12 protein-coding genes, 1 tRNA gene, 1 rRNA gene, 1 other RNA gene and 1 other annotated feature (2 of these 16 only partly in view) are annotated in these 12232 nt (G+C 47.0%); of the genes, 10 read left to right on the top strand and 5 right to left on the bottom strand.

The window, feature by feature from the left end; all coding sequences use genetic code 11:
• Positions 1-68: a binding site (T-box leader), on the top strand (it extends 145 nt beyond the left edge of the window).
• A 54-nt stretch (positions 69-122) separates the two neighbouring features.
• Complete coding sequence (gene serS, locus SB24_RS09655) at positions 123-1400, top strand: serine--tRNA ligase (protein WP_007408744.1); 1278 nt, start codon at positions 123-125, stop codon at positions 1398-1400.
• 10 nt (positions 1401-1410) lie between these two features.
• On the opposite strand, the gene SB24_RS09650 is transcribed toward serS, so the two are convergent.
• Positions 1411-2556: a glycerate kinase gene (locus tag SB24_RS09650; protein WP_039253068.1), complete on the bottom strand. Its 1146-nt coding sequence runs from the start codon at positions 2554-2556 to the stop codon at positions 1411-1413.
• A 215-nt stretch (positions 2557-2771) separates the two neighbouring features.
• Between SB24_RS09650 and SB24_RS09645 the strand changes: the two genes are divergently transcribed.
• A tRNA-Ser gene (locus tag SB24_RS09645) sits at positions 2772-2864 on the top strand.
• Positions 2865-2994: 130 nt separating this feature from the next.
• Here SB24_RS09645 and dck read toward each other — a convergent pair.
• The 4 genes from dck to SB24_RS09625 all read right to left on the bottom strand — a co-directional run bounded on the left by dck (position 2995) and on the right by SB24_RS09625 (position 6232).
• Positions 2995-3648, bottom strand: coding sequence for a deoxyadenosine/deoxycytidine kinase (dck, locus tag SB24_RS09640; RefSeq protein WP_039253065.1), 654 nt, complete (start codon positions 3646-3648; stop codon positions 2995-2997).
• Entirely contained in the window at positions 3645-4268 is a 624-nt protein-coding gene (locus SB24_RS09635; protein WP_039253063.1) for a deoxynucleoside kinase, read from the bottom strand. The genes dck and SB24_RS09635 overlap by 4 nt, the downstream gene beginning before the upstream one ends.
• Positions 4269-4364: 96 nt before the next feature.
• Positions 4365-5648: a glycoside hydrolase family 18 protein gene (locus tag SB24_RS09630; RefSeq protein ID WP_032863190.1), complete on the bottom strand. Its 1284-nt coding sequence runs from the start codon at positions 5646-5648 to the stop codon at positions 4365-4367.
• A gap of 71 nt (positions 5649-5719) precedes the next feature.
• Positions 5720-6232, bottom strand: coding sequence for a cysteine hydrolase family protein (locus SB24_RS09625; protein WP_050515851.1), 513 nt, complete (start codon positions 6230-6232; stop codon positions 5720-5722).
• A gap of 121 nt (positions 6233-6353) precedes the next feature.
• Here SB24_RS09625 and tadA point away from each other — a divergent pair, with 121 nt between their 5' ends.
• From tadA to SB24_RS09590, 8 genes are all read left to right on the top strand, one after another.
• Positions 6354-6836, top strand: a complete 483-nt coding sequence (tadA, locus tag SB24_RS09620; protein ID WP_015416644.1) for a tRNA adenosine(34) deaminase TadA — start codon at positions 6354-6356, stop codon at positions 6834-6836.
• 84 nt (positions 6837-6920) lie between these two features.
• Positions 6921-7185, top strand: an RNA gene (gene ffs / locus SB24_RS19560) — signal recognition particle sRNA large type.
• Between the two features lie 133 nt (positions 7186-7318).
• Positions 7319-9010, top strand: coding sequence for a DNA polymerase III subunit gamma/tau (gene dnaX / locus SB24_RS09615; RefSeq protein WP_011996162.1), 1692 nt, complete (start codon positions 7319-7321; stop codon positions 9008-9010).
• Between the two features lie 24 nt (positions 9011-9034).
• Positions 9035-9358 carry a YbaB/EbfC family nucleoid-associated protein gene (locus SB24_RS09610; protein ID WP_007408754.1) on the top strand — a complete coding sequence of 108 codons (324 nt, stop codon included), beginning with the start codon at positions 9035-9037 and terminating at the stop codon, positions 9356-9358.
• Positions 9359-9372: 14 nt separating this feature from the next.
• A complete protein-coding gene (recR, locus tag SB24_RS09605) occupies positions 9373-9969 on the top strand; it encodes a recombination protein RecR (RefSeq protein WP_007615147.1) in 597 nt (198 codons plus the stop codon).
• Between the two features lie 18 nt (positions 9970-9987).
• The gene (locus SB24_RS09600; RefSeq protein WP_007408755.1) at positions 9988-10212 is read left to right on the top strand and encodes a YaaL family protein; all 225 of its coding nucleotides are present in this window, start codon (positions 9988-9990) and stop codon (positions 10210-10212) included.
• A 60-nt stretch (positions 10213-10272) separates the two neighbouring features.
• Complete coding sequence (locus tag SB24_RS09595) at positions 10273-10536, top strand: pro-sigmaK processing inhibitor BofA family protein (RefSeq protein ID WP_003150686.1); 264 nt, start codon at positions 10273-10275, stop codon at positions 10534-10536.
• A gap of 249 nt (positions 10537-10785) precedes the next feature.
• Positions 10786-12232: ribosomal RNA gene (locus SB24_RS09590) — 16S ribosomal RNA — on the top strand; it runs 103 nt beyond the window's last position.

Genomic DNA, 12232 nt, shown 5'->3' with positions numbered 1-12232 from the left:
TTAAAGCGGGAAGCAAGTGTGAGCTTGTTTTCAATCAGGGTGGCAACGCGAGAGCTCTCGTCCCTTTTAGGGGATGAGGGCTCTTTTTTATTTTCGATAAAAACAGATAGGAGTTGTTAGGCATGATTGATACGAAGGTGCTGAGAGCCAATTTTCAAGAGGTAAAAGCGAAGCTCATTCCAAAAGGCGAAGACTTATCTGACTTTGACAAGTTTGAAGAGCTGGACGAAAAGAGAAGAGAGCTTATCGGTAAAGTAGAAGAACTGAAGGGAAAACGCAATGAAGTGTCTCAGCAGGTCGCCGTTTTGAAACGGGAGAAAAAAGACGCTGATCATATTATTAAAGAGATGCGCGAAGTGGGCGAAGAAATTAAGAAGCTTGATGAAGAGCTTCGTACTGTCGAAACGACGCTCGAAACCATCCTTCTGTCTATTCCGAACATCCCGCACGATTCAGTGCCCGTCGGGGAAACGGAAGATGATAACATTGAAATTCGCAAGTGGGGAGAGGCGCCGGCATTTTCATATGAGCCGAAACCGCATTGGGATATCGCAGACCATTTAAACATTCTTGATTTCGAACGCGCCTCAAAAGTAACAGGCAGCCGGTTTGTGTTTTATAAAGGATTAGGCGCCCGCCTCGAACGAGCGCTCTACAACTTTATGCTGGATCTTCACGTTGATGAATATGATTACACGGAAGTCATTCCTCCTTATATGGTAAACCGTACGAGCATGACAGGTACGGGACAGCTTCCTAAATTTGAAGAGGATGCTTTTAAAATCAGAGAAGAGGATTATTTCTTAATTCCGACGGCGGAAGTGCCGATTACAAATATGCACCGCGATGAAATCTTATCTGGTGAGAACCTGCCAATCAATTATGCCGCATTCAGCGCTTGCTTCCGTTCAGAAGCGGGATCTGCCGGTCGTGATACACGCGGTTTGATCCGCCAGCATCAGTTCAACAAGGTTGAGCTTGTGAAATTCGTGAAGCCGGAAGATTCTTATGAAGAGCTTGAAAAACTGACAAATCAAGCTGAGCGGGTGCTTCAGCTGCTTGAACTGCCGTATCGTGTCATGAGCATGTGTACCGGTGATCTCGGCTTTACAGCCGCGAAAAAGTACGATATTGAGGTATGGATTCCAAGCCAAGACACATACCGTGAAATTTCTTCTTGCAGTAACTTTGAGGCCTTCCAGGCGAGACGCGCAAACATTCGATTCAGACGCGAAGCGAAAGGCAAGCCGGAGCATGTGCATACATTAAACGGTTCAGGGCTGGCAGTCGGCAGAACAGTAGCTGCCATCTTAGAAAACTATCAGCAGGAAGACGGAAGTGTCATCATTCCGAAAGTGCTTCGTCCTTATATGGGAAATAAAGAAGTCATCAAACCATAAAAGGTGCGCCCTAGAGGCGCGCCTTTTTTGCTGCCCGGTATAGAGCGGCGGCATTCCGGGCTGTGCTTTCAAGGTTAAAACGGCCGGATGCTATGGCGTCTTCAAGACTTACAGCGCCGGACACGATAGAAAATACAGCTGTTATTCCTGCGCTGTAAACATGCTCGAAATTCTTGCCTAAGGAGCCCGCCAATGCGATAACGGGAATTTCTTGAGCGGCTGCGCATTCGGCGATCCCGGCGGGGGTTTTGCCGAATATCGTTTGTCCGTCAATCTGGCCCTCTCCGGTAATGACAAGGTCAGCGCCTCTTATCTGATCTGAGAAGGACAGTGTATCTAATACAACGTCAATCCCGCTTTGAAGTTCTGCCTGTAAGAAAGCGATCAGTCCGGCGCCTAAACCTCCCGCGGCGCCCGCGCCTTTTACGGTATCCGCTTCGATATCGTGCTGACGTCTCAATACGTCAGCGAAATGGCGTAAGTTGCGATCCAATACAACTTTAGTCTTCTCGGACGCCCCTTTTTGCGGGCCGAAGACATATGACGCACCGTTTTTACCGGTGAGAGGATTTTCGACATCACATGCGGCACGGATACGGATATGTTTCAGATCAGGAGAGAGACCGTTTATATCAATAGAAGCTAGGGTGTGCAGAGCGCCTCCGCCATCAGGTATCTCCTGACCTTCCTCATTTAAGAAACGCACACCGAGCGCGCTCGCCATTCCTGTTCCGCCGTCATTGGTTGCGCTCCCGCCAAGTCCGATGATGATCTCACCCGCCCCGCGGGAAGCTGCATCTGCTATCAGTTCACCAGTTCCTCTTGTCGTTGTGTTCAACGGATCTCTGAGATGGCGGGGAACGAGATGAAGTCCCGATGCTTCCGCCATTTCAATGACTGCCGTGCGTCCGTCTCCCAGAAGTCCATATGCGGCGTTTACCGGCGTTCCCAGCGGACCGGTCACAGTTTTTTGGATGATGCTTCCGCCAGTGGCATCCGTCAAAGCCTGAACGGTTCCTTCTCCGCCGTCGGCCGCGGGTATCTTGATATATTCCGCGTCAGGGAAGACCGCTTTGAATCCTTTTTCTATGCTGTCAGCGGCTTCTTTTGATGTCATGCTTTCTTTGAAAGAATCCGGTGCAATGATGATTTTCATTATGTTCTCCACCTTTATGAGCAGGTATCTGTTTGAATCTATTCTTGATTTTTACTGTGTTTTCCTGCCCGTATGGCATACTGAGGTTGAATTGGACGCAAGACTTTTGTATGATAGTAAAGCTGACGGACAAGCCGTTTAAGAAATGAAATAAAAAAATGAAAAAGCGCTTGACTGAAATTTAGGTCATGTGGTATATTATTAAATGTCGATACGGAGGAATACCCAAGTCTGGCTGAAGGGATCGGTCTTGAAAACCGACAGGGGTGTCAAAGCCCGCGGGGGTTCGAATCCCTCTTCCTCCGCCATATTGATTTTAAACCTAATGAAACTCGAGCATATATTGGAGATTGTTTTGTCCGCTGCATGTGATGCAGCGGATTTTTTATATACAAAAAAAGCGATTTTCTCTGTTCGGGGAAAATCGCTTTGTTATTTTTATTTATTTCTGTTTTCGTTGATCACGTGACTGATTTTTTCGATCAAAGATTCCAGTGACTGTTCATCAGCTTCAAGGTCATAATCTTCAATGCGTACTTTCAGCACAGGGCAGGCGTTAAAACCGCTGATCCAGTCTTCGTACCGTGTATACATCTCTTCCCAATAGGATCGGTTTGTCTGCAGCTCCATCTCGCGGCCCCGCTTTTCAATCCGGTTTATAATGTTTTCAAGGTCGCCTTCTAAATAGATCAAAACATCAGGATGCGGGAAGTACGGCGTCATGACCATCGCCTCAAATAGACTTGTGTATGTTGTGTAATCTGTCAGCGACATGGTTCCTTTATCGGCATGCATTTTTGCGAATATGCCTGTATCTTCATAAATCGAACGGTCCTGCACGAATCCGCCGCCTGATTCAAACATGTTTTTCTGCTCTTTGAACCGCTCAGCCAGAAAATAAATTTGCAAATGGAAGCTCCAGCGTTCAAAATCGTGATAAAACTTCTCTAAATAAGGGTTTTCATCCACTTCTTCGAGTGAGGTATGAAACCCGAGCCGTTTTGCTAAAGCTTTGGTCAAAGTCGATTTTCCGACTCCTACCGTTCCCGCTACTGTGATAATGGCGTTGTTTGGAATATGAATGTCTTTCATTTAATAAGCTCCTTTACCTGACGGGCAATTCTTTCATAGTCTGTCTTATTCAAAACAAAGTCTTCGGTATCACCGTCAATGGTCAGTACAGATATACCCGGACCTTCTTCCTGAAGCTGTCTGATGGCTGTGTCGTAATCTGCAATGAGACGTTCCAGATATTGATGCTCGATATTTTTCTCAAACGGGCGCCCGCGTTTTTCAATGCGTTGAAGCAATGTCGGCAGGCTTGCCTTTATGTATACAATGATATTCGGTTTCGGCAGGTCGTGAGTGAGCAGTTGATAAATCTGCTTATACTTCTCAAGCTTTTGGCCGTGCAATGTACGCTCTGCGAAAATAACATTTTTATAAATATGATAATCGGACAAAACGGGCTGTCCTTGTTTTAAATAATCTCGGTCGGTGTCCTCAAGCTGTTTATACCTGTGACATAGAAAAAACATTTCAAGCTGGAAACTCCACTCCTCGATATTGTCATAAAACTTATCGAGATAAGGGTTGTCTTCCACAATCTCATTAATCATATGAAAACCGAGCTCTTCAGAAAGCATCGTAGCGAGTGTCGTTTTTCCTGCCCCGATAGGACCTTCTACCGCGATAAAAGGGGCTCTGTTCATTGAAAATCCTCCTTAATTCTGCAAACATCCGTCAGCTGCCGGCCTTTATATTGTATCACACTCTCAGAAAAGCCCATGAAAAAAAGACGCTTCCAATTAACGAAACGTCTCTTTCACAATATGAAATTGATCGCTGAGCAAAAGCCAGTTTTGCGGGAAAGAAAGGCCGAGTTTCCAATAGCTGATCCCTCTTAAATGCAGTTCTTTAATTAAATTGAATTTCGCTTGAATGGATCGTGCGTCTTCAAACCATACTTCATGCCGTCTCTGATTTTCATCCGTGTATCGGAAGAATGGAGCCTGGGCGGTTTCGTCATATTGAATGTCGACTTTATGGCGTGCTGCCAGAGCGATTGCCTGCTGAGGACTGACGGCTTTCGCTGTCGTTCCCTGTTTGAAAGGCAGTGTCCAATCATAGCCGTACATATTCTGGCCCATGACGATTTTTGAAGAAGGCATTTCCGTCAGCGCGTACTCAATGACATTTCTTACAGGGCCGATAGGTGATACGGCCTGAGCCGGGCCTCCGCTGTACCCCCACTCATATGTCATGATCACGACAAAATCGACGATTTCTCCATGTGCCCTATAGTCATGTGCTTCGTACCATTTGCCGGCCTGGGTCGCGCTCGTTTTCGGAGCAAGCGCCGTTGAAATTTTCCAGCCTTCCCGATGAAAAATCGTCCTCGCTTCACGTAAAAAACGATTGTAGGCTTCTCTGTCCTGTGGACGTAAATATTCGAAATCAAAGTGAATATCGCGAAAGCCGTACTTTTTAGCCGTGGAGACGATTTCCTGAAAGAGTTTTGTTTTCACTGTATTGTCATTCAAGATGAGCCGCCCGAGTTCATCGCTGAATGCGTCATTTTCAAGGTTGGTGATGATCATCATCAGGGTGGTGTTGTGCCTGTCACTGATGCTTTTTAAATTGGTCAGAGGCGGTTCCTTTAAAGTCCCGTTCCGCTGCACTTGAAAACTGAATGCGCCAAGGTATGTTAAATAAGGAGAGGCCTCCCTTGCCGCCTGCTGCAGATTAGCGCTTACGCTCGTTCCCCGCGGTTCTATATATGCGTTTGATTCGATATCGGGCTTATTCGCCTGCTGCGGAATGTAAAGGCGGGTTCCGGCTCTCAATGTGGTGCCGGGCTGAATTCCGTTAACCCTCGCAAGCTCCGCGGCCGATATATGGAAACGGCCAGCGATTGCCGCAAGAGTATCACCTTGTTTCACTTCGTAATATTGACCCTCAATCGGGATGACAAGGGTTTGTCCGACAACCAATGTATTTGGATTAGGCAGTTTATTTGCTTCCGCAATGACATTTGCGGCAGTCCGGTAGCGCGCCGCAATAGCGGAAAGCGTGTCGCCCCGTTTCACTATATAGATCTGAATGAAAAACGCCTCCTTTCATATCCGCTATCAAATATATGAAAAAAGGAGGCTGATCATGTTTATTTTTCGGCGGTAATTTGTTTTTCCGTGGTTATTTCTGCGAAGAGAACATTCTCCATCATGGTCAAAGCGAAATCATTGTCCTCGTCGTTATTGGAAGCGGTGCAGTCTTTCGGAATGGTAATGCTGTATTCTCTCATATAGGCGTCGTTGGCCGTGAACAGCACACAAATGTTCCCGGCAATCCCCGTGATGATTAATCGGTTCACTTGTAATTCGGTCAGAAGGGTGTGAAGCGCCGTTTCGTAAAAAGCGGAATGCTTCGGTTTAATGAGAAAATAATCATCCGGCTGAGGCGAAATATCTTTTATAATGGGGGCGCTTCTGTTGTTGCTGCATTCCTCCCTGATGGCATCAATATCAGCCTTCCAGAGCCCGTAATGATCATTAATATAAATAATCGGCCAGTTGCTTTGTTTTGCATGCTTCTTTAATGATAAAATACGGGGGACAATTTGTTTGGTTTTTTCAGCAAGACGTTCGCCCATATCAAATTGAAAATTGTTGATCATATCGACAATCAGAAGGGCTGTGTTGTTAGGTTCAGACAATACCGGCAACTCCTTTCTGCTGGGGTATTCCTATTTTAACCTTTATGAGACATGAAAAAACTTAAGAAGAGAGCTCGAACCTATGAATGATGAATATTATATGAGAGAAGCCATAAAAGAAGCGAAGAAAGCCGAAGCGAAAGGTGAAGTGCCGATCGGAGCAGTTCTTGTTCTGCATGATGAGATCGTGGCGCGGGCGCATAACCTGCGGGAGACTGAACAGAGGTCGCTTGCCCACGCCGAAATGCTGGCGATAGACGAAGCGTGCTGTAAGCTGGGGACATGGAGACTTGAGGATGCCGTTCTTTATGTCACTTTGGAGCCGTGTCCGATGTGCGCGGGAGCCGTCGTGCTTTCGAGAGTCGATAAGGTCGTATTCGGCGCATTTGATCCCAAGGGGGGCTGTACAGGAACGCTGATGAACCTCTTGCAGGAAGAGCGGTTCAACCACCAAGCGGAAGTGGTGAGCGGCGTGCTCGGAGAAGAGTGCGGAGAAATGCTCAGCGCTTTTTTCAGAAAGTTGCGCCGGCAAAAGAAAGACATGAGGAAAAAGTTGTCTGAGTAGTACGGTTGCATTTTCTGCCTGAAGCAGATATACTTATGTGTGCATCATGAATGGTGCGCATATAAAAATTTGATATTTATTTTGCCGTGCTAAGCGGGGAGGTAGCGGTGCCCTGTACCCGCAATCCGCTCTAGCGGGGCCGAATCCCTTCTCGAGGTTCGTTTACTGTAAGGTCTGCCTTAAGTAAGTGGCGTTGACGTCTGGGTCCTGCGCAATGGGAATTCATGAACCATGTCAGGTCCGGAAGGAAGCAGCATTAAGTGAAACCTCTCATGTGCCGCAGGGTTGCCTGGGCTGAGCTAACTGCTTAAGTAACGCTTAGGGTAGCGAATCGACAGAAGGTGCACGGTAAATCAATCATCAAATTTCAGACTCACCTGTTTATGGCAGGTGAGTTTTTTCGTATATGAAAAACGGGTTTTGGCGTTAAAAGCACGTTCATGTATAATAAACATGATGAATAACAGAGGAGGGCGCATCCTGTGGGTTACCAAGCTTTATATCGAGTATTTAGGCCTCAGCAGTTTGAAGATGTGGTCGGACAGGAACACATTACGAAAACGCTGCAAAATGCCCTTTTGCAAAAGAAATTTTCTCATGCATATCTGTTTTCTGGACCGCGGGGAACGGGAAAAACCAGTGCAGCTAAAATATTTGCGAAAGCAGTCAACTGTGAGCACGCCCCCGTAGAAGAACCGTGCAATGAATGTGCGGCGTGCAAGGGGATCACAAACGGCTCTATATCAGATGTGATTGAAATAGATGCGGCGTCGAATAACGGCGTAGACGAAATCCGCGACATCCGTGACAAAGTAAAATTCGCCCCGTCGGCCGTCACCTACAAAGTATATATTATAGATGAGGTGCATATGCTCTCTATCGGCGCATTCAATGCGCTTCTGAAAACGCTGGAAGAACCGCCGGCACATTGCATTTTCATATTAGCTACGACTGAGCCTCATAAGATTCCTTTAACCATTATCTCCAGATGTCAGCGTTTTGACTTCAAACGGATTACATCCAAAGCAATTGTCGGACGAATGAAGACAATCGTCGATGCAGAGCAGCTGAAGGTGGAAGAAGGAGCCCTTGATATCATAGCGAGTGCTGCGGACGGAGGAATGAGGGACGCGCTGAGCCTGCTCGATCAAGCCGTATCATTCAGCGGCGAGGAGCTGTCGGTGGATGATGCATTGCTCATTACCGGAGCCGTTTCTCAGCACTATATTGGAAAACTGGCATCTGCTCTTCACCGCAAACAGGTTTCCGAGGCATTGGAAACACTGAATGAATTGCTCCAGCAAGGGAAAGATGCGGCCAAACTGATTGAAGATATGATTTTCTATTTCAGGGATATGCTCTTGTACCAGGCCGCTCCCGGTTTAGAAGGAGTCCTGGAGAAGGTGAAGGTCGATGAAACGTTTCGGAATCTGAGCGGTGACATACCGGCCCCCGCTTTATATGAGATGATTGATATCCTGAATAAAAGCCATCAGGAAATGAAGTGGACGAACCACCCAAGAATCTTTTTTGAAGTGGCTGTCGTGAAAATATGCCAGACGGCACAGCAATCCGCCGGAGACATCCCTGAGGTCGGCATGCTGATGAATAAGATTCAGCAGCTTGAGCAGGAAGTAGAAAGGCTGAAAACCTCCGGTGTGAAGGTTCAGATGGAAAGCGCTCCGAAAGAAGCTCCGCGTCCTCAAAAAGGCGGAAAAAGCCATTACAAAGCTCCGGTCGGAAGAATTCATGAGATATTGAAGGAAGCCACAAGACCTGAACTTGAACAGCTTAAAAGCAGCTGGGGCAAGCTGCTGGCACACCTGAAACAGCAGAATAAGGTGTCTCATGCGGCTCTGTTGAATGACAGTGAACCGGTGGCTGCTGCTCAAAAGGCATTTGTGCTTAAATTTAAATACGAAATCCATTGTAAAATGGTTGCAGAAGACAATAACGGAGTCCGTACGAATCTTGAACAGATTCTCGAATCAATGCTCGGGAAAAGAATGGATTTGATTGGCGTTCCGGAAGCACAATGGGGTAAAATAAGAGAAGAATTTTTAAATGATCACCAGCAGGAAAGTGAAGGATCAAACGAACCGGCTGAAGAAGATCCGCTGATTGCAGAGGCGAAAAAACTTGTCGGAGCGGATTTAATCGAAATAAAAGACTAATAAGATGAAAGAGAGTGATTGAATATGCGTGGCGGAATGGGAAACATGCAAAAAATGATGAAACAAATGCAAAAAATGCAAAAGGATATGGCGAAGGCTCAGGAGGAGCTTGCTGAAAAAGTGCTTGAAGGCACAGCAGGCGGCGGTATGGTGACTGTAAAAGTCAACGGCCAAAAAGAAGTTGTAGACATTGCCATTAAAGAAGAAGTCGTTGATCCGGAAGATATCGAAATGCTTCAGGACCTGGTTCTTGCTGCGACAAACGACGCCCTCAAAAAAGTGGATGACATGACGAATGAGACAATGGGACAATTTACAAAAGGAATGAACATACCGGGTTTATTCTAGGGGGATAAATAAACATGCAGTATCCTGAACCAATATCAAAGCTGATTGACAGCTTTATGAAATTGCCAGGGATCGGACCGAAAACAGCGGTTCGTCTGGCTTTTTTTGTTCTAGGTATGAAAGAAGACGTGGTATTAGATTTCGCGAAAGCATTAGTAAATGCGAAGCGCAACCTGACATATTGTTCGATTTGCGGACATATTACAGATCAGGACCCTTGTTATATATGTGAGGACACAAGAAGGGATAAGTCTGTTATTTGTGTCGTGCAGGACCCTAAGGATGTGATCGCAATGGAGAAAATGAAGGAATATAACGGCCAGTATCATGTTCTTCACGGCGCGATTTCACCAATGGACGGCATCGGCCCGGAGGATATTAAGATTCCGGAGCTGCTGAAACGTCTTCAGGATGATCAAGTGACAGAAGTTATTCTCGCAACCAACCCTAATATTGAAGGGGAAGCAACAGCGATGTATATATCAAGGCTGTTAAAGCCCTCAGGCATCAAGCTCTCCCGTATTGCCCACGGTCTGCCCGTCGGCGGTGATTTGGAATATGCTGATGAGGTCACTCTTTCAAAAGCTCTTGAAGGAAGACGTGAATTGTAAGGGAGGAAAAGGCAAGGCATGGGTTTTCTTCGCAGAAATACATTAAGAAAAGAGTTTGATGAGAAGCTGATAGAACAGCTCTTTAAACAAAAAGAAGAATGGAACAGACAGAAGAGTCTGGTCGAGAAAAGTCTCGAGCCCTCCGCTGAGGTATTGTTTGAGCTGAAAGTCGCTGAATCTAAGTACTTTTTTTATTTGAAAGAAGCAAAGCAGCGGAATTTGAAAATGAGCAGATGGAAGTAAGAGGTCTATTCTCCGGGATCTTCTCATAAGCTTGTACTAAACAAGCGAGGGGGAAGATTCATGGAGCCTTTTTTCATTATCGGTTTGATTGTCGGTCTGGTTGCTTTGCTTTTTTTATGGGGAGTATCTTCAAAACCGTTAAGATGGATTGGTGTGACTGCGATTAAGTTTATTGCCGGTGCGATTCTGCTGGTGGGTGTGAACTTGTTCGGAGGCAGTCTCGGTATTCATATCCCTGTTAACCTGATTACAACGGGCATCAGCGGGATTCTGGGGATTCCCGGCATCGCGGCTTTGATAGTCATTAAACGCTTCATCATTTAATTTGCCGATTATTGTTGACATGTTGGATCAAGGGTGGTATTCTAATATACGTCGCTGATGACGAAACAAATTCTTAAAAAAGAAATTTTAAAAAGTTATTGACGACTTTGAAGTTGATATGTTACAATTATTAAGTCGCTTCGAGAGCGATGGACAAAGTTCTTTGAAAACTAAACAAGACAAAACGTACCTGTTAATTCAAAGTTTTAAATAAATCGCACAGCGATGTGCGTAGTCAGTCAAACTACTTTATCGGAGAGTTTGATCCTGGCTCAGGACGAACGCTGGCGGCGTGCCTAATACATGCAAGTCGAGCGGACAGATGGGAGCTTGCTCCCTGATGTTAGCGGCGGACGGGTGAGTAACACGTGGGTAACCTGCCTGTAAGACTGGGATAACTCCGGGAAACCGGGGCTAATACCGGATGGTTGTTTGAACCGCATGGTTCAGACATAAAAGGTGGCTTCGGCTACCACTTACAGATGGACCCGCGGCGCATTAGCTAGTTGGTGAGGTAACGGCTCACCAAGGCGACGATGCGTAGCCGACCTGAGAGGGTGATCGGCCACACTGGGACTGAGACACGGCCCAGACTCCTACGGGAGGCAGCAGTAGGGAATCTTCCGCAATGGACGAAAGTCTGACGGAGCAACGCCGCGTGAGTGATGAAGGTTTTCGGATCGTAAAGCTCTGTTGTTAGGGAAGAACAAGTGCCGTTCAAATAGGGCGGCACCTTGACGGTACCTAACCAGAAAGCCACGGCTAACTACGTGCCAGCAGCCGCGGTAATACGTAGGTGGCAAGCGTTGTCCGGAATTATTGGGCGTAAAGGGCTCGCAGGCGGTTTCTTAAGTCTGATGTGAAAGCCCCCGGCTCAACCGGGGAGGGTCATTGGAAACTGGGGAACTTGAGTGCAGAAGAGGAGAGTGGAATTCCACGTGTAGCGGTGAAATGCGTAGAGATGTGGAGGAACACCAGTGGCGAAGGCGACTCTCTGGTCTGTAACTGACGCTGAGGAGCGAAAGCGTGGGGAGCGAACAGGATTAGATACCCTGGTAGTCCACGCCGTAAACGATGAGTGCTAAGTGTTAGGGGGTTTCCGCCCCTTAGTGCTGCAGCTAACGCATTAAGCACTCCGCCTGGGGAGTACGGTCGCAAGACTGAAACTCAAAGGAATTGACGGGGGCCCGCACAAGCGGTGGAGCATGTGGTTTAATTCGAAGCAACGCGAAGAACCTTACCAGGTCTTGACATCCTCTGACAATCCTAGAGATAGGACGTCCCCTTCGGGGGCAGAGTGACAGGTGGTGCATGGTTGTCGTCAGCTCGTGTCGTGAGATGTTGGGTTAAGTCCCGCAACGAGCGCAACCCTTGATCTTAGTTGCCAGCATTCAGTTGGGCACTCTAAGGTGACTGCCGGTGACAAACCGGAGGAAGGTGGGGATGACGTCAAATCATCATGCCCCTTATGACCTGGGCTACACACGTGCTACAATGGACAGAACAAAGGGCAGCGAAACCGCGAGGTTAAGCCAATCCCACAAATCTGTTCTCAGTTCGGATCGCAGTCTGCAACTCGACTGCGTGAAGCTGGAATCGCTAGTAATCGCGGATCAGCATGCCGCGGTGAATACGTTCCCGGGCCTTGTACACACCGCCCGTCACACCACGAGAGTTTGTAACACCCGAAGTCGGT

Origin of the sequence: Bacillus sp. Pc3, assembly GCF_000815145.1 — a bacterium.
GTDB lineage: Bacteria > Bacillota > Bacilli > Bacillales > Bacillaceae > Bacillus > Bacillus velezensis.
Note: the sequence above shows the minus strand (reverse complement) of the source record. Positions and strands in the feature narration are given on the sequence as shown.